This window comes from Pseudohongiella sp., assembly GCF_011050365.1.
Lineage (GTDB): Bacteria > Pseudomonadota > Gammaproteobacteria > Pseudomonadales > Pseudohongiellaceae > Pseudohongiella.
Window position 1 is genome coordinate 69,211 of the sequence record NZ_DRFV01000003.1, and the last position, 22,937, is coordinate 92,147.

Sequence of the window (22,937 nt, forward strand, 5' to 3'; positions counted from 1 at the left end):
ATGTTGTTTACCTGTTTCCTTCGGTCAGCGCCAGATACTGATCCACGACTGCCATATGTTCCAGCATCACGCGATGGATATCATCGCTGCCGGATGATGGCACCGATGGCGGCATGACTGCTGGTTTAGTGTTGCCGGTTTCGGCGTTACCCGCAGAAGCATGCTGCCCCCGCTCGGCCGCGGCCGACCAGCAACGTTGCCTGTCGAAGCGGTAAGTCGGCAGCCGCACCGGAATTTGCGCCGGGTGTGTGTGGGCGGGATTAAGACCCAGACAATACAGTTTGCCGAGTGATTCGAGCATGCGCGCCTGATCATCAGCTCCGTTCCTCAGGCTGGGCACCCACACGCCTTTGGAACCGAGTTCGGCACGAATTTCCTGGAAACACAGGTCGAGACCCATCATCACCGGCTCCGGACTCAGGTCGATAAAAGCATCGTACCTGGCAGCGTGCAACGTCTGCATGCCTTTCATAAACTGCACCGGCGCGCGGGAATGCTGCAGCCAGTAGTCAACCGTGGTGATTTCCTGATCGGCCACGGCGCCGGTCAGATTCGAAATAAGCGGGATTTTCGGTGGTGAAAAATGCACGCGTTCAAGCACGCGCCGGAAATACGGCAGCACGGTATCAACCAGCGGCGAATGAAAAGCCCGGTCAATAGGCACGCTGGTAGTACGCCCGCCGTCGGCGTCAATACGTTGCGCTATGTCGGCAATACTCTCAGTTGTTCCTGCGACCAGGATGATGCCCGGACCATTGACAGCGGCAATACCCGCATCGGCATAATTGGCAACAATACTCTGTACTGCCACTTCGTCATGGAAAGCCGTCAGCATCGCACCCGGTGGCGTATGCGCGTCCATCAGGCGGGCGCGTTCGGCAATCAGCATAATGGCATCTTCCAGCGAAAACACGCCTGCCAGACATGCCGCGGTGTATTCACCCAGACTATGCCCAAGCAACATTTTCGGCTCCACACCCCAGGCCTGCCACTGTTGCGCCAGACCATACTGCACACAGAAGATCGCCAATTGTGCCTGCAGGGTGCGGCCCAGTTTGCCTTCTACTTTGTTGCCGGCAAACAGATTGCTGCTGGCCTGCTTGGGCGCGGTATGCAACAACGTCGCCAGGTCACTGTCGCAGTACTCACTGGCGATAGCACTGGCGCGATCGAATGCCGCTCTGAACACCGGCTGGGTCTGATACAGGGATGCCGACATGCCGTGATATTGCGCTCCGTGACCGCCACAGACCATGGCCACTGCCAGCCGTCCGGAGCGCGACTGTACAGTGCCACTGGAACAGCCTTTGGCTTTGCCGGCTTCAGCAAAACGTTGCAGCCTGGCGATGGCCTGCTCCTTATCGGCAGCCACCACTGCCAGGCGATTAACCTGACGCTTTCTGCGAGTCGCCCAGGTATGGCAAACACGGGCCAGCGAAATATCCTTGTTGCTTTCCATCCAGTCAGCCAGCGCCGCTGCCGTGCGCTGCAATGCCACGGGCGTGGCCGCACTCAACATCAGCAAGTGCGGCAACTGTTCGGATGGCACGTCTGCGTTACTGCTTGTGTTGACCGGCGCTGGTGTCATTTTTTCCGGCGCTTCGGCGAGAATAACGTGAGCATTGGTGCCGGAGAAACCGAAACCACTGAGTCCGGCGACTCGCCTGCGCTGCGTTCTGGGCCAGGGTCTGCCTTGTGCGCAGACCTCGATTGCTTCGTTGGCCCAGTCGATGTCCGGATGGCCCTCGGCATAATTCAGATGCCGTGGCAGATATTCGTTGCGCAAAGCCAGCAATAATTTGATAAAACCGACAATACCGGCAGAGGCTTCCATGTGCCCGAAATTGGTTTTCACCGAGCCGACCAGCAACGGCTGTGCGCGCGGCGTTCGGCAATACACGTCGAGCAGTGCAGTCAATTCCGTGGGATCACCCAATGCTGTTGCCGTACCATGCGCTTCAATAACATCAATGTTATCAGCGCTGATGGCCGCAGTCCTGAGGGCGGCCTGCATGACAGCCTTTTGCGACTTGCCGCTGGGCGCCATCAGACTCGAACTGGCGCCATCCTGACTGATCGCGGAACCCAGAATGACACCGTCTACGCGGTCGCCGTCGCGCAACGCAGCATCCAGGCGCTTGAGCACCACCATGCCCCCGCCTTCAGCGCGCACAACACCATGTGCATCCTTGTCGAAGGTTTTGACCACGCCGTCCTCGCACAACATGCCGACCTTGTCGAAGTTGATACTCATGCCCGGGCGCAAAATCAGATTGGCTGCGCCCACCAGAGCCAGCGTGGACTCGCCCTGGCGCAGGCTCTGGCAGGCGTTATGCAACGCCACCAGCGACGAGGAGCAGGCGGTGTCCACGACATAGGAGGGGCCCGTGAAGTCGAAGGTATAGGAAATACGTCCGGCCGCCGGACTGGATGCGCAACCGGTGCCCACGTACGGCGTAATTTCGCAGAGGCTCTCCTCGGTCATGTGCTGGGTGGCGAAATCGAAGCCGCTCTGCCCAACGAACACGCCAGTCGCTGAGCCCTTGAGCGCTTCCATGTTCATATTGGCGTCTTCCAGCGCTTCCCAGGACAGCTCCAGCAGCAGGCGTTGCTGAGGGTCCATGTAGCTGGCTTCGATTGGCGATATGCCAAACAACCGGCAATCAAAATCTTCCACCCGACCCAGAAAGGAGCCGTATCGGCATCGCATCTTGCCGGGTGCGTCCGGATTGGCATCGTAGTATTGATCCACCGACCAGCGGTAGGCAGGCACTTCGGTAATCGTGCACAGGCCCTCTTTCAGTATGTGCCAGAAGGCCTCCGGATTGTCGCCGGCACCGGGCGTGCGGCAGGCAAAACCGATGACGGCGATCGGCGCCGGTGCTGACGCCTGCTGCGCCGACGCTGACACGGCATGACCGGCACGCAGCTCTGCGTTCTCTGCTTTCAGGCGCCGGATTTCAGCCAGTGCCTTGACGATGATATCGTCATCGCCACTGTCGGTGTTCACTGAGTCGTTCACTGCAGTCTCCAGTCCATCGCGGCGTCAATATCCAATTGCATATAATCCGGCAACGCCGGGATACTGGTTAATTCGTTCATCAACAAGTCGCCCTCTTCCCTGAAACCGGCAAAGCGGTAAGTGATGAACATCATGCGGTTGCGATCGGTTTCCCTGAACTGCGCCGCCAACCCGAGCTGTCGGTTGTGACAGGTCTTGCGCAAGGCCGTCAGAATGACCCCACCGACGCCACGCGACATCACACGACACGACATCAGAAACAGATCAATACACCACAGCCCCGGTTGCTGTGATATCAGCAACAGACCAATCGCACCATAGGAGCCGTATCTGTCTTCCAGCTCGGCGACGATGACCTGATGCTGCGCCGATGCGATCAGATCGCGCAGTTGCCCGGCTGAATAGGTCACACCGGTAGTGTTGAGCTGATTGGTGCGCAAGGTCAGTTCCTCAGCCCGATACAAATCTTCCTCGCTGGCCGGCTTCAGTCGCAGCTTCAGGCCGAGCGTGCGCAGGAATGCATCCTCGGGACCCTTGAAGTCTTCCTGTGCCTTGGCGCGCAGCGCTTCCTTCTGATACATCTGACGGCGGTTTTTTGAGTCTGCCGTCACATGCAGCGGAACGAAGTCCTGCAACGCCGGCAGTTGTTCCAGTCCGGCTTCGCTGAACGTTCTGACTGACGGGTGCACCGACAACACTTCATCGCGTTCGAAGGCCTGATCGTCGATGAAAGCGAAGGTATCGATGCCAATGTTCAGGCGCTCGGCGATCGTACCGATGGCTTGCGACTTTGAGTTCCAGCTGATCTGGGGGTACAGAAAATACTGATCGAGCCCGTGTTTCGCCAAGGCCGCCATGGCAGGCCCGGGTTCATTCTTTGAAGCCAGCGACTGCAGGATGCCACGCTGATCGAACGCTTCTATCACGTCACGGACATGCGGGCGCAAGCCGGGCACATCGGTACTTTCCAGCAGCACGCCGTCCCACAGGGTGTTGTCCAGATCCCAGACCACACACTTGATCCGGTTTTTTGTCACGCTGTCGCCCATGTTCAGTTCCCTGCCAACAGGCGTTTGCGCCGAAGGGCTGACTGGACAAACTCCCCCATGCCATTCTGCGCAATCATGACCTGCTGCATCTGATTACTGCCCTCTATGATTTCGGTAATCTTGAGGTCGCGATAGAAGCGCTCGGTACGACTTTCACCGGCGCTGCAACCGGCGGCGCCATGAATCTGCACGGCCTGATTTGCCACCGTGACCGCATGCGTGGAGGTAAAATATTTCGCGGTTGCGGTCTCCATCGTCGCCATCGGACTGCCAGCGGTGCGCAGCTCCGCGGCATGCCAGCACAGACGTTCGGCCGCCTTGTAGGCGGTGATCATATCAGCCAGCATTTGCTGAATGAGCTGATGTTTCGACAGCGCCTGGCCAAACTGTTTCCGCTTGTTGGCATAGGTCACGGAATCGGCCACGCAGGCCTCCATCGCGCCCAGGCTGCCAAATGCGATCGCCAGTCGGCCCAGGTCGAGTGCGCCGGCCGCAACATAGTTGATACCAGCGCCCTTCCCACCTATCAGGTTAGCGGCCGGTATCAGGCAATCCTGCATCTCGATCTCGCCGAGCATTGCCGCACGAAAACCCAGCAAGCCTTTCATCGGCGTGATGCTCAAACCGTCAGTATCGGCCGGCAACAAACACGCCACCGCGCTGCCATCCTCCAGCTTGCCGAATACCAGGAGCAGATCCGCCCGGGCAGCGTACGAGATCCATTTTTTTCTGCCACTCACGCGATAACCATCTTCGCACTGAACCAGAGTCGTCTGTATGCCAGTGGCCTCGCTGCCGAAATCAGGTTCGGTGAGAGCAAACGCACCCAGCTTTTCGCCACGGGCCAGCGCCGGTAACCAGTCGGCCCGTTGCTGTTCGGTGCCCGACAGCCGGATGGCTTCCATGACCATACTGTGGACCGTAATGATGCTTAGCAGAGACAGACTGGCCTGGCCAAATTCGGCGCATAACAGTCCGAAGCACACGGCATCCCAGCCTCTGCCACCGTTTCTGGTGTCAATAAATGTGCCCAGCAAACCGGCCTGGGCCAGCGCTGCAGGAACATCGGCCGGCAGGCTTTCAGCCTGATCCCAGGCAGCAATATCTGCAGGTGAAAAACCTGCCAGTACCCTGGCAACTTCCAGCCGCCGCTCTGCACGCTGCGATGATTGGTGCTTATCCATGGACCGGCGCCGATACTTTTTGCATGAACGTATCCATTCTGTCGATGCTGCGGAAATTATCCAGATTCAGGTCTTCGCTTTCGACGCGGATATCCAGAGTTTTTTCCACAAACAGCACCAGTTGCATAGCCATCAGAGAACTCACCAGCCCGAGTTCAAAAATATCGTCTTCATCGGCAAAGTCCTCCTCGCTGATAAAGTTCTCCAGAAAAGTGCGGATGTCCTGTTTATAGTTTGTGTTGGTCACTGTTTTACCATTTCCGTTTCAGAGGGCTTTTTTTTGACTGCCTGATGCAGATTGGGGTATTTGAAAAATCCTTCGCCGGACTTGCGCCCATGCAAACCTGCGTCCACCATCTTGCGCAGCAGCGGCGCCGGACGAAATTTTGGATCGTTATAACTCTCGTAAAGCACATCAAGCGAGAACAGGATGGTGTCCAGCCCGATCAGGTCAGCGGTTTCCAGCGGACCCATTTTATGCCCGAAGCAGCCCTTGAAGATGCGATCCACATCACGCGCGGACGACACCTGATCCTGCACCACAAAAACTGCCTCGTTTACCGTCAGCATCAGAATGCGATTGGAAACAAAGCCGGGCATGTCATTGACTATGACCGCCTCTTTGCCAAGCTGGGCCAGGAACTGTTTTGCCGTGGCAATGGTTGCGTCGCTGGTATGATGGGCGCGAATAACTTCCACCAGCGGTTTCATCGGCACCGGGTTCATGAAGTGCATACCAACAACTTTGTCCGCACGCTCAGTCCAGCTACCAACTCTGGTGATCGATATTGCCGAGGTATTTACTGCGATCACGCAGTCGCTTTTACAGATGCGATCGAGTTGCGGATACAGTGTCTGCTTGATGGCGACTTTCTCACTGACATTCTCGACCACAAAATCCGCTTGTGCGAGTTTGCCAATGTCGGTCGTGAATTCGATACGCTGACATACGTCATCCGCAGACTCCGCTGAGGTTTTTTTATCCAGCATTGCGGCAAAGCGGATAGCCTGGCGGATTTCATTGTCCGCTGCGGCAAGAATATCGTCAGCAATATCGAGCAACACAACCCGCATGCCCTTTTGCGCAGCCGCCTGAGCTACCCCTCTTCCCATTACGCCGGCGCCTATCACGCCCAATGTGCTGATCATGCCTATTCCTCGAAATCAATTTCGTTGGCGAGTTGTCGGAGTAATTCCGACCTGTCCGGTTTTGCCTTCGCGCCGGCGTCCCGCGAACGGGTGTCAGCATCGGAAGGTTGACGTGACCCGCGTGACGGTTGCGACGCCCGAACCTGCAATGCCAGCTCCCGGGCCATTACGGCGATGCTTGGATAATCCAGAATCAGCGTGGATTTCAATTTCAGGCCCAGCGCCGATTCGAGCTTTTTACGCATTTCAAGTGCCGCCAGCGAGTCTATGCCCATGTCCAGGAAGCCTGCATCGACATCAATGTGGTCTCTGTTGCCAGGGCTGGTCATGTCAGTGACCAGACCGATCAGATAATCCTGCAGTCGTTCGTCTGCGGCTTTGTGATCCAGATCCAGCAGCTCGCCGGCAAGCGCCGGCAGCCCGGACGCAGCAGACTGACTGACCGGCGCCTGACTGGTGACCGCGCCCGGCGTCGCCGCGCCCCGGGTGGGCGTGGCGAAAAACCCTGCGACGCCGGGCAATGCCGACAACCTGTCGGTATCGGCCGCCATGATTGCGATTTCACTGGTAAACGGAGCCGCCAGGTAGCGACCAAGCAAAGCAAAACCGGTGTCCGCTTCCAGAAACCCGTAGCCAGTTTCTCTGATTCGCGTCAAGTGCCTCTCATTGAGTGTTGCAGTCATGCCGGCCTGATGCCAGGGGCCCCATGCAACACTGATTGTGTGGCTGCCAGTCGTCGAAAAATATTGACTGGCCAGACTGTCGAGCGCCGCATTGGCTGCACAGTAGTTGCTCTGTCCGGCCCCGCCCAGCCAGGCTGCAGTCGAGGAATAAAAAATAGTATGGCGGGGCCGCAGGGCGTCAAATGCCCGGTGCAGATTGTCTGCCGCCACCGCTTTTACCTGCGTCAGCAAGGAGAAATCCTGGTCCTGCAGCGAGCCAATGAGACCATCGCGGCGCGCACCGGCGGCATGAATGACGGTTTCTACCGGCGCTATCAGTTCTGCTTTTGCTGCCAATGCCATGACCTGATCGTACTGACTGACATCGCAGCGATAAATGTCTGTCTGCGCACCCTGTGAACGCAGCTCTGCCAGTACCGTTTCTGCTTGCTCCGAAGGTGCGGAACGACCGACCAGCAGGAAATGTCGGGCACCGCGCCGGAACATCCATTGGGCTGTGAGCAGCCCCAGGCCGCCCAGACCTCCGGTGATGACCTGCAGACTGTCGGATGTAAAGCTGACCTCATCGGAACCGGGAATCCACTGGTCTGCTCTCAGAGTCTGTACCGTCCCGGCTTTTATCTGCAGCCGGCGTCCGGAGTCGGTGACCGTTGCCAGCAGGCCCATCAGCGCCTGAATGCTTGTCTCTTGCTGATCCATTGCCACGGCGCGAATATGCCAGTCCTGCAACTCATGCGCTGCCGCCACGGCCTGAACCGCAAGCGCAGAGCGTTGCGCATTGGCGAGTGCGGCAAGCGGTTTGGTGTCAGGGAGTCTATTATTGATTGACAGTTCTTTTTTGGCAGAAGGCTCTTTCTCCGCTGAGGGCTCTTTTTCCGCTGAAGGCTCTTTCTCCGCTGAAGGTTCTTTTTCCGCTGAGGGCTCTTTTTCCGCTGAAGGTTCTTTTTCCGCTGAGGGCTCTTCCGGGACCGAAGGCTCTGTAAGGGCAGTGACCACGATGACCTGGCTGAACGTGGCTGGAGCAGACTCGAGTGATGCCAGGAATTGATTGAGCGCAATGCTGGCGCCGGCCCCGCTGTCGACGCCAGTTACCCTGTCGACATAAATGAGCGGCAAACGACTACCTGGCGTCGTCGCAGCAGTCGCTTCCGCAAACAACATCGTCTTGACACCGGCGGCGTGCAGCTTCCCGGCAAACAAAGTGACGTCATCAGCGTTGCCAGCCAGGCACACCTTGTCCAATGCCTGAGCTGACTCAGCAGTCGGCACTGCTTCGCCCTTGATGGCCTGCCAGTGTCTGGAAAACAGTGCTGGCTGCGAGCCCGTATTGCGTAACGCGTCGGTATGCCGGAACGAATTTGCGGCTACCTTACGGAATTCAATGCCGCGGCTTTCCAGCAGAACCTGCCCGTCGGCCGACAACAGTGTGACTGTTGCGATCACCAGAGCCGAAGACTGCCGATGTATCACGGCATGCGCCCACACTTGATCCGGAAGGTCGTCCGTGTGGCTGACCAGCGCGTCGATGCGGGCAGGCACGATGGTCTCGGGCGGCAACTCAGGCAGCGCCGCCAGCATCGTTTGCCAGTGGCAATCGATCAGCCCCGCAGGAATGCCCTGAGCGATACGTGATGCCGGCGTTACCGGCACTTCAAGCAACGCCAGCGCTTCGTTGTCGCCGCGGTGAATATGTCGAAAACACAGGAAAGACTCGCCCAGTTCAACCTGCATGGCAGTCATGTGCGCTTCAATTAGCTGCGGGTTCAGTGCTTCGCTGCAGCGCCGGCGCAGTGCCGCCATGTCCACTGCCCCTTCAGCGTGCGGCGCAGCCGGCAGCAGTTCCGCGGCCACATGTACCTGCACACCGCTGTTGTTCGCTGCCGGGGAATTCTGTCCGGCCAGCAGGCCTGACAGTCGCAGATCCGTCGCCTGACTACTGAGCTCAATGCTGGTCACGGCACCGCTGGCATCATACAGAATCTGTACCGTTTTCGTGTCATGGCCTGACCCTTCATCGCCAAGATGCATGGGCGAGATGAAATTGATGTCGCTGAGCATAACGCGCCCCTGACCGGTCACGTCTGCGGCGGTGCGCAGCAGCTGCGACACGTACAGCGCCGCCGGCGGAACCACGATGCCGAATACACGATGCTGCTCGAGCACAGGCATGGTGGAGGGCGAATAGTCGAGCGTATAAAGCTGCTGCCCGAGCCGCGGCAACACCAACGGTCTTGCCAGCAGCGGGTCCACTTGCGGCGAACCGGTTTGGCGGGGGTCAGGATCTATCCAGCAGCGTTGACGTTGCCACGGGTATGTCGGCAGATGGACTCTGCGGCCGTCGAACGCTGCTGACCCGGACCAGTCGATACCGTGCCCCAGCGTAAACAATGCCGCCAGTGCACTAGCGAACACCCGTGCGTCCTGCTGCCCCTTGCGTAGACTCGGTATCCAGCTGCCTGGCTGCGCCTGATTAAGCGCTTGCGGCTCATGGCGATCAACCCCGTCACTGTCCAGTGCACGACCCAGACCACACAGGATCGCAGCCGGCCCTATTTCAATGAAACAGCTACCACCGGCTGCCTTCACCTGTTGCAACCCTTGCACGAACTGCACAGGCGCGCGCAGTTGCGCAGACCAGTAGTCCGCTCCACGCCTGTCGTGCTCCAGCGCTGTCGCGTCGAGATTACTAAATACCGGAATGCTCGTTTTTCTGAACTCAAGGCCGGCGATAGCGGTGGCAAATTCCTGTTGCACAGCTTCCATGTGCCGCGAGTGAAATGCGTGTGAAACGTTTAGCCGAACGACGCGCACATCCTGTTTCTGCAAGTACGCACAGGCACATTCAACTGCCTCTGCATCACCGGTAATCGTGGTATCGAATGGTGAGTTGCAGCCGGCAATCTCACAGTCCGTTCCTGCGTTCTTCAGCAATTTGCGCACCGTGTCGACGTCAGCCTTCACGGACGCCATCGCGCCGTTTTGCGTCACCGTCTGCATCAGTCGGCTGCGGGCTTCCACCAGCACCGCAGCATCCGTGAGGCTCATGCCACCGGCAGCCCAGACGCCGGCCACCTCGCCAATACTATGTCCGACAACAAAATCAGGGCGCACGCCGAGTTGCCGGTAAAGTTGCACCAACGCGACCTGGATACAGAACAACGCCGGCTGCGTATATTGCGTCTGACCCAGTATCGCGTCTGCTGCCGCATCATCGGCTGCGGCGAGTATCAGATCGCGAATGGCGTGCTCGCGATGTGGTGTGAACAGATTGGCACAGGCATCAAATGCTTCGCGAAAGGCCGGATGGGTTGCATACAGTTCCCTGCCCATACCCGCATACTGGCTGCCCTGTCCGGTGAACATGAACACGATGCGGGGCACGGCGCTCCCCTTGCCTGAGAACACGGATGGTTCGTCGGCCAGAGCAAGGCGGGACAGCAGCTCATCATGGTCCGCAGCCACAAAAGCGCGCCGGCGCGACATATCAAGCCGTCCACGTTGATGGGTGAACGCAATATCGGCCAGCGCGGTATCGGGGTGGCGCTTTACAAAGTCGGCGAGCGCTGACATTTTTTCGTTCAGCGCCGTTTCATTGCCGGCCGATACCGGCACCACATGCACACCAGGTTCGGCATCGACCGGTATTTGCGCCGGCGACTCTTCCAGAATGACATGAACATTGGTACCGCCAATGCCAAGCGAATTGATACCGGCACGGCGCGGCGTGGTGCCTGCCGGCCACTCGCGGGTACGATTACTCACATAAAATGGTGTGTTATCGAACCCGATAGCCGGATTGGCTTCCCTGAAATGCAGCGTCGCAGGCAGCGTCTTGTGATGCAGCGCCAGCACGGCCTTGATGAATCCGGCGATGCCCGACGCGATGCCCATGTGACCAATATTGGTCTTGACCGACCCCAATGCACAGAAACCGCTGCGCTGTGTGCTATGTCGGAACGCTTTGGTCAATGCCTGCACTTCGATGGGGTCACCGATGGGTGTACCAGTCCCGTGTCCCTCGACATAGCCGATGCTGTCAGCGTCGATACCGGCGCTTTCGATGGCGCCGGAAATAGCGCGGTATTCACCCAGCATACTCGGCGCAGTGAAGCCCATTTTCTGGCCACCGTCATTGGCCACAGCACTGCCCTTGATGACAGCATAAATGGCATCACCGTCTGCCTGCGCGCGGTCAAGTCGTTTCAACAGTACTGCGCCCGAGCCACTGCCAAAAATCGTGCCTTTGGCATCGCGATCATAGGCCCGACAGTGACCATCAGGAGAGTTGATCATGCCTTCTTCGTAATAATGACCGGCATGTTGCGGCAGCATCAGCGCGCAACCGCCGGCTACAGCCAGGTCACACTCGCCTTCACGCAAAGCACGAGATGCCTCGTGTACTGCGACCAGCGTGCTGGAACAGGCAGTCTGTATTCCCATGCTCGGACCCGTCAGGTCCAGCTTGTAGGACACCCGCGTGGGCAGATAGTCCTTGTCATTGGCCACCATCACATTAAAGCCGGGTACCGAGTTCACGGTCAGAACATTGCCTCCGTTGTCGTCAACCCAGGCCCTGTTCGCATATACATTATTCTGCAGATAGGTGTTGGTCGCCGCCGACGCATAAACGCCGACCTTGCCCAGCGCTGAACCCGGTACGTAGCCGGCATCTTCAAATGCTTCCCAGGCAGTCTCGAGGAATACCCGTTGCTGGGGGTCCATCAATTCCGCTTCCCGCCTCGCATACTTCCAGAAATCGAGATCACAGCCTTCTATGTCGTCCAGCACCGGTGCCACATTGACCTGTGCCGGATCATGAGCCCGTGACGATGGCACGCCGGCAGCGATTGCCTCCGCCGGGGTAAAGAAGGTCAGTGTTTCCACACCCTCCTCGAGCACGCGCCAGAAAGCGTCGGGGCCATGCGCGCCGGGGAAGCGACAGGCAATACCAATAACGGCAATATCGTTGCAGTCACCACGGCGAGGGCTGGCCGCAGAGCGGGCAGCCTGAGCGGATTGGGCGTTATCGGCTGCTGCGGCCGCCCGGCCGGAAAAATGCATGGCCATGGTGCGGATCGTGGGTGTATCAAACAGCTCCACCATCGACACTTCGCGGCCCAGCAGCAATTCGAGTTCGTGCTGCACCTGAATTGCCAGCAGCGACGAGCCGCCCAACTCAAAGAAACTTTCGTCGAGCCCGACAGTCTCAAGCCCGAGTACCCGTTGCCAGATGGCAGTGATGCCGGCAAGCAGTTCTGTGAACGGCCCGGAATCGTCAGCGCCTGGTTCGTCGATGTGGCGCGGATTCACTCTGACACCGGCGGACCGGTCAAACTCGCCTTTCTCGTAACGAAGCCTGAGCACACTGCGCTTGATCTTGCCGATTTCCGTGCGCGGGAATTCCTCTTTCCGCAACGCCACGAGCGCTGCGGGTGCAATGCCGGTCAGGCGGGCCACCCCGGAACGTACGGCTTTTTTGAGCGTCTGATCATCATTGCTGCTGTCCGCGCCGGACGCTGGCGCATAGAAAACAACCAGACTCTCGGTGTTTTCCCCCGCAGCACGGACACCCACCGCTGCCACGCAGTCACCGGCGATAGCGGGGAATGCGGCAACCACTGCCTCTATCTCGTGGCAATAGTGATTATTGCCGTTGATGATCACCATGTCCTTTTCGCGCCCGGTTACATAAAGTTCACCGGCTTTGGTATAGCCCAGATCACCGGTGATCAGCCAGTCACCGACCAGCATACTGGCGTTCAGCGCATCCTCCCCATCGTAACCTTTGAAGACCGAGGCGCCTTTCATCCACAGCCTGCCTTCCACCCCTTCGTTCACGGTCTTGCCTGATTCGTTAACAATCTTCATTGCCGCGCCCGGAATCAGAGGTCCCAACGATACAAAGGAGTCTGAATCGGAGGTGTCCTGTAGCCTGAAACCGGTTGACCAGGTAATGCCGGAGCAGGTTTCCACCATGCCGAAAGCCGGTCTGAGTGCATCATCCGGCAAGCCGAATGGCTGCAGCAAGGCAAGAAAACGCCGCGCGGTAGCACTGACCACAGCTTCACCGGCATTGACCATAAAACGCATGCAGGACAGATCCCATTGCCGGGACGTTAGTTGCTGCTGGCGATCCAGCAGCAGTGAGAACACAAAATTGGGTGCCCAGGTTATCGATGCACGCCAGTGCCCGATCAGGTCAAGCCAACGGGTCGGCTCCTTGAGCACGTAATCGATCGGAACGTGAACCTGAGTGGCGCCCAGCGCCATTGGCATCACGCCGAGAAACACCAGCGAGCCCGCATGATCCAGCGACATCCAGTTCAGCGTGACGTCGTCGGCAGTGAAGCCGTTCATCTGAATGGTCGCATCAGCCATCGCAAGCATCGCGGCATGACTCTGCACCACACCTTTGGCTGCGCCGGTACTGCCTGAGGTCAGGAACATTGCGGCCGGGTCATCCGGCGCCGGCGTGTGAATTTCTGGTGCAGCGGTTACGCGGCGGCAGTCCGCGATATTGACGACGGTGACACTGTCTTTATCCTGCGTATCGAGCAGCGCCGCGATGGGCCCGGACAAATCGGCAGATGAAAGTACTGCGCGGATGCGAAAGCGAGCGACAGCCGAGAGCAGGCGATCAGTCTGGCTGTTGGGGCGATTGTAAAAAGGCGCTGTGTTCAGCGGCACCGGCACCACACCGGCGAGTATGCAGCCCCAGAAGCCGACCATGACATCAAGCGCATCGGAGAGTTGTAGTACCAGTCTGTCGCCGGGACGCAGGCCGGCGCTCTGCAGACCCGCACACAGCTGTGCGGCCTGTTGGTAGAATTCCGCATAGGACAGCGCGCTGGTGTCACCGCGCTTGTCGAGAGTCGTTATGCCGGTGTCCGACACCGAGCGGCGCGCGAGCAGTAACGCCACGAGCTGGTTTTCAGGAACGCTGAACCTTGTGCGCTCGCATCCCTGTATTTCACTGCCAGTCTTATTTGCCACAGACACCTACCGGGTGCTAAATGTAAATCATCCTTAACGCTACCGGGCTTGCTTGTCACCAGCCTCCGTCACTCGTCAATCCCAATACGCCAGACTGTCACTGCTGTTGAGCAGCACCGGTCTGGTCAGTCTCATTGTTTGTTTCAGGGTCAGTTTCAGTGTCGCTGTCTGGCTCAATGACACTGTCCAGGATACTCGCTGCGGGCCGGCGCGCGCCGTCTCCGGTATCCAGTATCAAGGGCAGGCCATTGGCGCTGTTTCCGATTACCACGACTTTGGCGTTGTCGGACTCAGCCAGTTGCAGCGTGGCCTCAATGCCACGCCATTGCAGGTAGCTGTCGGTGATCGCCGGGGCGACCGTTTCCTGGAAGTTGCGAATACCTTCCGCCTCAATCTGCTTGCGTTCACTTTCCAGACGTTCGCGTTCCACCCTGAACTCGTACTGCTCTACCATTTCAGCTTCCGCCAGCTTGCTTTCGATCGCCACCTGCAGGGTTTCCGGCAGCTCTATTCTGGTCATCAACGTGTCCTGAAGCACAATAGTGATGCCCGGCTCCTGGGTAGCACGGGAACCGATATGATTAGGCAGGGAACTCGACGTGACTTCCTCGTAAATTTCGGCCTGCACGGCATTTCTTGCCACTGTGTACAGGGCCTCGGCCCGGTAGTCGGCAACAACATGCCTGAGCACAGAGCCAATTTCCGGAATCAGCATGGATTGCAGGTAATCAAGCCCCACTGTCTGATTCAGCTCAACGAGATTTTCCCCCACCACCCGCCATCTGAAGGTCATCTCGATCTCAAAATGCAAACCTTCCTGTGACACGACCTGATAGGTCTCGTTGTGAGTTTTCAGGCGTATGTCGTACAGATAGAACTTGTCCCAGGGCCAGATGAACGCCAGGCCCTCTCCGGCCAGTTCACTGTGATAGTTGGGGGCCCAGGGAAACCGGAAACTGTGCCAGATCACGCCTTCATGGCCGTCGGGGACTTTGTACACGATCTTGTCCCACAATATGATCAGCAGGAACAGCAATATGAGGACGGTGAATATAAATCCGTAGCGGAATCGCATGAATACGGCATGCAAATATTTTTTCACTGTTTGAAGTCTCCCCCATCCTGGCCTTCGGTAGCGAGCGTGATTCTGCCCTCTTCCACATGGTAATGATGATCAGCGCAATCGAAGTAACGATCATCATGCGTAACGACTACCAGCGTTTTCCCGGATGCCCTGAATTCCGGCAACAGGGTTCGATAAAAAAACTTGCGTGTCTGCGGGTCCTGATCTGCCGCCCACTCATCAAGAATGAGTACCGGCCGGTCTTCAGCCAGCGCTAATGCCAGCGCCAGGCGTTTCTTCTGCCCGGTCGACAAGGCTTGCGTGTCATAACCTGCGTTCAGATCAGCGGGAAATTTGCCCCGCACATGCAACCTGGTCAGCCAGTTGTCCAGTCTCGCCACACCGTCCGCATCCAGAGCGTAAGGCTTGGCAAAAAGATGAAAATCGGCAAATACACTCGCGAACAGATCACGGTAGTTCTGCGTCGGGAATCGGTTGATCAGGGTATCATCGACATGGATATCGCCGCGCTCGCGTGGATAAAGCCCGGCCAGCAGCCGCAGAATTGTGGTTTTACCCGAGCCATTGCCCCCGGTAATGAAGGTGATCGACCCCTGTTCTATGGAAAAATTCAACTCGCGGACACTGAATGCGTGCTCAGCATCCGCGGCCAACGCCGAGCGATGGCTGTATTTGACCTGCTCAAGCCGGATAATGTCGAAATCTGCCAGATCTTTAGCGCTGTCATTGTCATCAGTGTCTTCATTTTTGTCCAGACAGGCATCCACTTCCTCTTCGAACTTCATGATGCCCAACACCGAGAAGCGGGCGATATTGAATTGCTGAATGCTGCCGATCACACCGCCAATCGGCCCGATCAGAAAAAGCACGGCCACCACGATACGGGCAATCTCGTCTTTCTCCTGAGGATTGAGGATGGGCAGAATAAAAATTACCGAACCCGCCATCAGATAGGATGCCGTAGTTCCGGAGGCCAGCACTTCCGCAAACAGCGAGGCACTGGCAGATCTGTTCTTATACAATTGCGACGAAGCTGATCTGGCGTCTTCGAGAAACTCGGTGCGCTTGCTGGTATTCAGCCGGAGCTCCTTGGCCCCTTTGATGCCGGCTTCCATTGACCGATCGAGGCTGGCATTGGACATGGCCGACTCCCGCAAGGTATCAGCCAGCCGCGCAGACACGGAAAGATACCCCAGCACCGTCAGCACACCGACTATACCTGTGAGCAATGCGGCAAGAGGTGACAGGAATATCACATAGAAATACATGAAAATCAGCAAGCTGAGACACTCGACGCCTGCCGTTATGGTGATGATCGCCTGGGAAAGTGGTCCGTAGTTTTTTATCAGACCATCCGTTATCGCTTCTTCCGAGAAATCCTCAATGTTTCTTAGTGACAGCTTGGTGACTTTGGCGACAATCCGCTGCCGCCACTCATTCATGGCGGCTTCAATGGATTTGCTGGCTTGTGCTATCAGAAAGCGCTGACAAAAACGGTAGCACACCAGCATGACCAGAAAGGCAACGGCAGCAAATACGGAATACTGCTCCTCACCAACCAGCTTGGATTCGGCGTTCAGAAAGTAGACCACTGCGGTACCGAAGGCGGCACTGAGCACGGCAACGCCGAGCAGACCCTTGACCGACGGGCTGTCGACACGGGCCATTTTTAAAAATTTGGATTTGAAAGGGTTTTTCCACCGAGGCTGGGGAAACCGCGTCAGATAACGAAGCAGAGTATCACCGACTGACGATGGATCACGTTTATCTGCCGGATCTTGCTCCAGACTCATATTATCACTCGAAACGTTTCCGTGGAGTCATCACAGCAGAGCTTACGCAGCGAAAAAAACTCAAGAATTTGTTACATTAATTCATCTGATTTTACTGACATGTTATCGTGCAACGCAACCGTTTTGTTCGAAAACTCAGGGGCTGTGGGCGAGAGATTGAACCATGTCACACAAAACCATCATCCCGGCATGCTATCCTGTAGCATTCCCGCCAAAGCAGTGCAGCAAACGTCCATCATGATACGTCAACTCAGCCCACCGCTTGCTATCGACAGCGACTGCTATCAAGTCAGCTGTCACTTCGACAGGACTTTGTTTCACGACGAGACTGCCAACCAGCTCGGCCTCATCCTGCCGGCAAAAATGGACAGCGCGGTACAGAAACGCAAGGCCGAGTTTCTCGCCGGCCGCTACTGCGCCCGCGCAGCCCTGGCACAGCTTGATAGTAACCTTGACGCGGCCGTCGGAATCGGTGCCAATCGCGTCCCTTTGTGGCCTCCCGGGCTCGTCGGCTCAATTACCCATAGCCATTGCTACGCATCCGCAGTCGTGGCGCGCCAACAGCACATCCGGGCCGTGGGCCTGGATTCGGAGACCTGGATTAAAAAGAGCAACAGAGAAAACGTCAGCTCGCTAATTTTGACCCCAAGCGAAACCCGCAGCGGACAAATACAGTTATTTGACTCACCGTTGCATTTTTTAACACTGGTGTTCTCCGCCAAGGAGAGCCTGTTCAAATGCCTGTTCCCGCTGGTAAACCGATTCTTTGATTTTCAGGCAGCAATCATCAGCCCCCTGCCTTCCGGGTCCGCATCAGGCGGCAAGTTTCGCTTTGAACTGCTTGAAGACCTGGACACTGAGTTCCGCGCCGGCTATAGCGGTTACGGCACTTATGCCATGGATGCCACCGGCGTTCATACCGCGATTGTACTCAGAGCGCAAACCCGGGACTGACACCGGCATCACATCCGTCTGTCACTGCCGGCCAGCGTTTCCATCGCTACCGCAATTGCACTATACTGCGCACCCCGTGTCTGGATGAGCGTCCCTGATGAGCGACAGCAAAAAACTGGCCCAAGCCAGCCTGGAGTCCCTGTACCGCATTTTCACGGTACCGGAAGCACCGGATTCAACTCTCGGACAAATCGATCACTCTATCTCCCAGAACCTCGCCGGGTTCCTGCAGGAGCATATTGTGGCCGCCGAACGCGATCTCGCCGATATTGAGGCCGATTTCGCCAACCCGCACATTCCAGAGCAGCCAACCTTTGTCTCGGATCAGATTCAGTTTGTATTGGACAAACTGGTCGCGCAGTCCGTGCATATCTCCGCACCCAGTTTTGTGGGTCATATGACCTCGGCCCTGCCGTATTTCATGTTGCCCCTGTCGCGCATCATGATGGCCCTCAATCAGAACCTGGTAAAGGTGGAAACCTCCAAGGCGTTTACCCCAATGGAACGCCAGGTGATCGGCATGGTGCATCATTTGATTTACCAGCAGGACGATAGCTTCTACCAGCGCTGGATGCACGACCGCGGACATGCGCTGGGCAGCTTCTGCTCCGGGGGCACCATCGCCAACCTGACGGCCCTGTGGGCCGCACGCAACAACGTGCTGGCACCACGTGGTGACTTTGCCGGCCTGGGCCAGGACGGTCTGTTGGCAGGTATGCAGCATTACGGCTATCAGGGTCTGGCCATTCTGGTATCGGAGCGCGGCCACTATTCGCTGGGCAAGGCCGCCGATATTCTTGGTATTGGCCGCCGCTCACTGATTGGCATTGAGACCGATGCCAATAACAAGATCCGCACCGATCTGCTGGCGCAAAAATGCGACGAGCTGGCAAAGCAGAATATTAAGGTCATGGCGATCGTCGGCATCGTAGGCACCTCGGAAACCGGCAATGTCGATCCGCTGGATGCCATGGCTGACATCGCTGCCGAACGCCAGATCCACTTCCACGTTGATTCCGCCTGGGGCGGACCGACACTGTTCTCTGACAAGTATCGCTCGCTGCTGAAGGGTATTGAGCGCGCCGACTCGGTGACACTTGATGCCCACAAGCAGCTTTATGTCCCCATGGGGGCCGGTATCTGTGTCTTCCGTAACCCGGAAACCCTGAGCAGCGTTGAACACCACGCCGAATACATCATCCGCAAGGGTTCCAAGGATCTGGGCAGCCATACCGTGGAAGGATCCCGCCCGGGCATGGCGATTCTGGTGCATTCGGGACTGCAGATCATCGGGCGCCAGGGTTACGAACTGCTGATTGACCAGGGCATCGAAAAGGCGCGCAGTTTTGCCGACATGATCACGCAGGCAGATGACTTCGAGCTGGTTACCGAACCGGAGCTGAATATACTGACCTATCGCTATTTGCCCGCGGATATCCAGCAGGCCTTGCCAGTGGCGGACGATGACATCCGACGCCAGGCCAATCAGCTGATCAGCCTGCTGACCAAGAGCATGCAGAAAACCCAACGCGGCCTGGGCCGCTCGTTTGTGTCACGCACCCGCTTGAATCCGGTACGTTACCAACGGGATCCGATTATTGTATTCCGGGCAGTGCTGGCGAACCCGCTGACCACCGTGGAAATATTGCAGGACATGCTGGCAGAGCAGCGCGAGATTGCTGGCCGCCCGGCAATGCAGGCGCAGCTGAAGGATATTCGGGCGGTACTGGGTCTGAGTAAATCGGAAGCTTGAACTGACACCATCATGCGAGTGAACTTGCCCGGGCGCCGCGGCAAGTCCCTGCCGCCTCGCATGTCACCGATCAGGGCATGGAATCGACTTCTTCGCCTTCCTTGACCGGAACAGCCAGATCTTCCTTGGTAATCCCCAGGTACATCAGGAAATTGCAGCTTATATGCAAAGATGTGTAGGTACCTACGGTCACGCCCACGATCAGGGACACAGCAAAACCGCGAATCGCCTCACCCCCCATGATCAGCATTGCAGTCAATGCCATCAAGGTTGTCAATGAGGTGACGAAGGTTCGTGAAATCACCTGATTCAGCGTGGTGTTCAGGATGTGCTCCGGGTCGGTCGAGCGCATAATGCGGAAATTCTCCCGGGCACGGTCAAACACCACGATGGTGTCATTAAGCGAGTAACCGATCACGGCCAGCAGCGCCGCCAGCACTGTCAGGTCAAAGGTCAGGTGGAACAGGGAGATGACACCCAGCACCACAATGATATCGTGTGCCAGTGCCGCCACCGAGGCAATACCGAATTTGTATTGAAAGCGCACCGCCACATACAGCATGACAATGCCCAGCGCCACCAGCAAGGCCAGGCCGCCACGCTCCGCCAACTCCGCGCCAACTTTCGGACCCACATATTCCGAGCGCCGCATCTCAATGGGCGTGTCGCTTTCGGCCTGCAGCAATGCAAGCACCTCATTACCCAGTGAGGCGGCCTCATTGTTCATGGCTTCATCGTCGCCTTCAGCCACAGGCAGGCGCACCAGCACATCGCGATCCGACCCGAAGGTCACCACCACAGCGTCCTCATAACCCGCGACGATAAGCTGCTGGCGAATGTTCTCGGGATTCACCGACTCGGAGTAACCGACTTCAATCAGCGTACCACTGGTGAAATCCAGACCGAATTCAAAGCGGTTGATGGCCAGCGACAGTATCGCCACCACCAGCATCACCGCAGAAATGATTCCGGTAATGCGTCGCTTGCGCGGGCTCATGAAATCTATGTCGTTTTTTAACAATGCCATGCTAACGTTGCCTTTGCCTGTGCTGTAACGGTGGCCTTAAGCGGCCTTAATGAATGGGCCGATTGAGAGCTTTTTAACAGCCCGCCCACCATAAATTGTATTGACGATAAATCGCGTTACCATGATCGCGGAGAACATGGAGGTCATGATGCCGATCATCAATGTGACCGCAAAACCCTTGACCGGACCGGTGCCCACGGTAAACAGTACCATCGCCACCAGGAAGGTGGTCAGGTTGGCATCCACAATGGTTGAGAAGGCACGATCAAAGCCCGATGAAATGGCATTCTGAGGCGACAACCCGGAGACCATTTCTTCCCGTATGCGGGTGAAGATCAGTACGTTGGCATCCACCGCCATACCGATGGTCAACACGATACCGAAGATACCCGGCAATGTCAGTGTGGCACCGATAATGGACATCATGGCCACCAGCAGCACAATATTGATCATCAGCGCCAGATTGGCGGCCAGACCAAACAGGCGGTAGTAGTACAGCATGAAGGACATCACCAACAGGTAGCCCAGCAACACCGCACCGGCGCCCTGCGCAATATTCTCGGCGCCCAGGCTGGGTCCGACCGTGCGTTCTTCGATAAAGTACATCGGTGCTGCCAGCGCACCGGAGCGGATCAGCAGAGACAGGTCATTGGCTTCCTGTCCACTGAGACCGGTGATAACAAACTCACGCCCCAATGCGGCCCGAATCACGGCATGGCTGATCAGCCGGCGCTCTTCGTAGGTTTCCTGACGCTCAACGGTGTTGCCTTCAGCATCTTCGTCGAGCACGGTGCGGGTTCGGGTCTCGATCAGCAGAATATCCATTGGCCGGCCGATATTTTCGCGTGTCACCCGGTTGAATTGCTGCCCCCCCTGCGCGTCCAGATTGATCACCACCTGGGGCTGGCCATACTGATCCAGTGCCGAGCGCACATTGCTGACGCGATCACCCTGCAGAATCACATCATTGTCGACACGAATCTGCTGCCCCTGATAGTCATAGACTTCATAGCTGGTTGACGAGGCGCCGGCATTGGCCTCCAGATGAAACTGCAGGGTAGCGATACGCTGCAGAATACGCTTTGCCTGCGCGGTATCCTGGACACCAGGCAACTCCACTACAATTCGGTCGGGGCCCTGTTGCTGCACGATCGGTTCCGACACCCCCAGAGAGTTGACACGGTTACGAATCGTGGTCTGGTTGGCGGCAATGGTATCAACCTGCATCTGCTGAATACTGGCGGGCAACATGGTCAACTCAAGCAGGTAATCGCCGCCGGTTTCCCGCGCCTGCACCTGCAGGTCGCTAAAACCATCGCGAATGATGCTCCGCGCCTGACTGCGGGATTCTTCATCCGCAAAACGCAGCTCAATTTCGCTTTCGCCCACCAGTTCCAGCGAGCGCGAGCGGATACGTTCGGAGCGCAGCTCCTGCCGGATCGTGCTGAGGATATTCTCCATACGCCTGCGTAGCGCGGTTTCCATGTCGACTTCCATCAGGAAGTGCACACCACCCTGCAGATCCAGGCCCAGATTCATCTTGGTTGCACCCAGCGACTGCAGCCAATCCGGTGTGGTTGCTGCCAGGTTCAGGGCAATGATGTAACCGTCCGGCAGGGCCTCTTCGATAGCGCTTTTGCCACGTAGCTGCTGGTCAAGGCCGGCGAACCTGATCATGGCCCCCATATCCGTGACTTCGTCACCAAAGTAATCAACTCCGGCCGCGCGCAAAGCATCGGTGGCCATGCCCAGGTCGAGTTCGGTAATGGCATCGTTCTCGTGCGAAATCTGGATCGCCGGGTCGTCAGGGAATAGATTTGGTACAGCAAAAAGCACTGCCAGTGAAATCACCAGCAGTACCATGACGTTTTTCCATAAGGGAAACTTGTTCAGCATGTCTCGTTAAGCCTGTCAGATTGACTTGATGGTGCCTTTCGGAAGCGCGGCCGCTATTGCAGACTTCTGCAGACTGACTTCAACACCGTCAGCCACCTCAACAGTGACATAGTCATCTGACACTTTTGTGATACGGCCCAGAATACCGCCACTGGTCAGCACTTCGTCACCTTTGCTCAGGCCACCCACCAGTTCGCGGTGCTCTTTCGCGCGCTTGGCCTGTGGACGCCACAAAATAAGGTAAAACAGCAGGAACATGCCGCCAATGAACAACAGATTGAACATGGCGCCACCTGCTGGCGATGCGGCATCCTGAGCGTGGGCGGAGCTAATCAGAAAATCCATAACAC

The 22,937-nt window shown here is 57.3% G+C and carries 13 protein-coding genes; 2 read left to right on the top strand and 11 right to left on the bottom strand.

Features of this window, described 5'->3' with window-relative positions:
* Nucleotides 1-7: 7 nt before the first annotated feature.
* From ENH71_RS03430 to ENH71_RS03465, 8 genes are all read right to left on the bottom strand, one after another.
* Nucleotides 8-3,022: a type I polyketide synthase gene (locus tag ENH71_RS03430; protein ID WP_294133234.1), complete on the bottom strand. Its 3,015-nt coding sequence runs from the start codon at nucleotides 3,020-3,022 to the stop codon at nucleotides 8-10.
* Entirely contained in the window at nucleotides 3,019-4,071 is a 1,053-nt protein-coding gene (locus ENH71_RS03435) for an HAD-IIIC family phosphatase (RefSeq protein WP_294133235.1), read from the bottom strand. The genes ENH71_RS03430 and ENH71_RS03435 overlap by 4 nt, the downstream gene beginning before the upstream one ends.
* A gap of 2 nt (nucleotides 4,072-4,073) precedes the next feature.
* Nucleotides 4,074-5,255: an acyl-CoA dehydrogenase family protein gene (locus ENH71_RS03440; protein ID WP_294133239.1), complete on the bottom strand. Its 1,182-nt coding sequence runs from the start codon at nucleotides 5,253-5,255 to the stop codon at nucleotides 4,074-4,076.
* The gene (locus ENH71_RS03445) at nucleotides 5,248-5,502 is read right to left on the bottom strand and encodes a phosphopantetheine-binding protein (protein WP_294133241.1); all 255 of its coding nucleotides are present in this window, start codon (nucleotides 5,500-5,502) and stop codon (nucleotides 5,248-5,250) included. The genes ENH71_RS03440 and ENH71_RS03445 overlap by 8 nt, the downstream gene beginning before the upstream one ends.
* Nucleotides 5,499-6,404 carry a 3-hydroxyacyl-CoA dehydrogenase family protein gene (locus tag ENH71_RS03450; RefSeq protein WP_294133242.1) on the bottom strand — a complete coding sequence of 302 codons (906 nt, stop codon included), beginning with the start codon at nucleotides 6,402-6,404 and terminating at the stop codon, nucleotides 5,499-5,501. Before ENH71_RS03450 ends, ENH71_RS03445 begins: the two co-directional genes overlap by 4 nt.
* A gap of 2 nt (nucleotides 6,405-6,406) precedes the next feature.
* Nucleotides 6,407-14,080 (bottom strand): type I polyketide synthase, encoded by a 7,674-nt coding sequence (locus ENH71_RS03455; protein ID WP_294133244.1) that lies wholly within the window; start codon nucleotides 14,078-14,080, stop codon nucleotides 6,407-6,409.
* A 97-nt stretch (nucleotides 14,081-14,177) separates the two neighbouring features.
* Complete coding sequence (locus ENH71_RS03460; RefSeq protein WP_294133246.1) at nucleotides 14,178-15,182, bottom strand: prohibitin family protein; 1,005 nt, start codon at nucleotides 15,180-15,182, stop codon at nucleotides 14,178-14,180.
* Nucleotides 15,179-16,957 carry an ATP-binding cassette domain-containing protein gene (locus ENH71_RS03465; protein WP_294133248.1) on the bottom strand — a complete coding sequence of 593 codons (1,779 nt, stop codon included), beginning with the start codon at nucleotides 16,955-16,957 and terminating at the stop codon, nucleotides 15,179-15,181. Before ENH71_RS03465 ends, ENH71_RS03460 begins: the two co-directional genes overlap by 4 nt.
* A 237-nt stretch (nucleotides 16,958-17,194) precedes the next feature.
* Here ENH71_RS03465 and ENH71_RS03470 point away from each other — a divergent pair, with 237 nt between their 5' ends.
* Both ENH71_RS03470 and panP read left to right on the top strand, forming a co-directional pair.
* Nucleotides 17,195-17,911: a 4'-phosphopantetheinyl transferase family protein gene (locus ENH71_RS03470; RefSeq protein WP_294133251.1), complete on the top strand. Its 717-nt coding sequence runs from the start codon at nucleotides 17,195-17,197 to the stop codon at nucleotides 17,909-17,911.
* Between the two features lie 97 nt (nucleotides 17,912-18,008).
* Complete coding sequence (gene panP / locus ENH71_RS03475; RefSeq protein ID WP_294133254.1) at nucleotides 18,009-19,664, top strand: pyridoxal-dependent aspartate 1-decarboxylase PanP; 1,656 nt, start codon at nucleotides 18,009-18,011, stop codon at nucleotides 19,662-19,664.
* A 70-nt stretch (nucleotides 19,665-19,734) separates the two neighbouring features.
* Here panP and secF read toward each other — a convergent pair whose 3' ends face one another.
* The 3 genes from secF to yajC are packed head-to-tail and all read right to left on the bottom strand — an operon-like array spanning nucleotide 19,735 to nucleotide 22,932.
* Nucleotides 19,735-20,691, bottom strand: coding sequence for a protein translocase subunit SecF (gene secF, locus ENH71_RS03480; RefSeq protein WP_294133257.1), 957 nt, complete (start codon nucleotides 20,689-20,691; stop codon nucleotides 19,735-19,737).
* A 36-nt stretch (nucleotides 20,692-20,727) separates the two neighbouring features.
* Nucleotides 20,728-22,587, bottom strand: coding sequence for a protein translocase subunit SecD (gene secD / locus ENH71_RS03485; protein WP_294133260.1), 1,860 nt, complete (start codon nucleotides 22,585-22,587; stop codon nucleotides 20,728-20,730).
* A 15-nt stretch (nucleotides 22,588-22,602) separates the two neighbouring features.
* The gene (gene yajC, locus ENH71_RS03490) at nucleotides 22,603-22,932 is read right to left on the bottom strand and encodes a preprotein translocase subunit YajC (RefSeq protein WP_294133263.1); all 330 of its coding nucleotides are present in this window, start codon (nucleotides 22,930-22,932) and stop codon (nucleotides 22,603-22,605) included.
* Nucleotides 22,933-22,937: the final 5 nt, after the last annotated feature.

What these genes read in the sequence shown, in the direction of transcription:
- ENH71_RS03465 (WP_294133248.1), bottom strand. Translation starts at nt 16,957, where the DNA reads ATGAGTCTGGAGCAAGATCCGGCAGATAAACGTGATCCATCGTCAGTC.
- ENH71_RS03435 (WP_294133235.1), bottom strand. Translation starts at nt 4,071, where the DNA reads ATGGGCGACAGCGTGACAAAAAACCGGATCAAGTGTGTGGTCTGGGAT.
- panP (WP_294133254.1), top strand. Translation starts at nt 18,009, where the DNA reads ATGAGCGACAGCAAAAAACTGGCCCAAGCCAGCCTGGAGTCCCTGTAC.
- ENH71_RS03470 (WP_294133251.1), top strand. Translation starts at nt 17,195, where the DNA reads ATGATACGTCAACTCAGCCCACCGCTTGCTATCGACAGCGACTGCTAT.
- secD (WP_294133260.1), bottom strand. Translation starts at nt 22,587, where the DNA reads ATGCTGAACAAGTTTCCCTTATGGAAAAACGTCATGGTACTGCTGGTG.
- ENH71_RS03440 (WP_294133239.1), bottom strand. Translation starts at nt 5,255, where the DNA reads ATGGATAAGCACCAATCATCGCAGCGTGCAGAGCGGCGGCTGGAAGTT.
- secF (WP_294133257.1), bottom strand. Translation starts at nt 20,691, where the DNA reads ATGGCATTGTTAAAAAACGACATAGATTTCATGAGCCCGCGCAAGCGA.
- yajC (WP_294133263.1), bottom strand. Translation starts at nt 22,932, where the DNA reads ATGGATTTTCTGATTAGCTCCGCCCACGCTCAGGATGCCGCATCGCCA.
- ENH71_RS03450 (WP_294133242.1), bottom strand. Translation starts at nt 6,404, where the DNA reads ATGATCAGCACATTGGGCGTGATAGGCGCCGGCGTAATGGGAAGAGGG.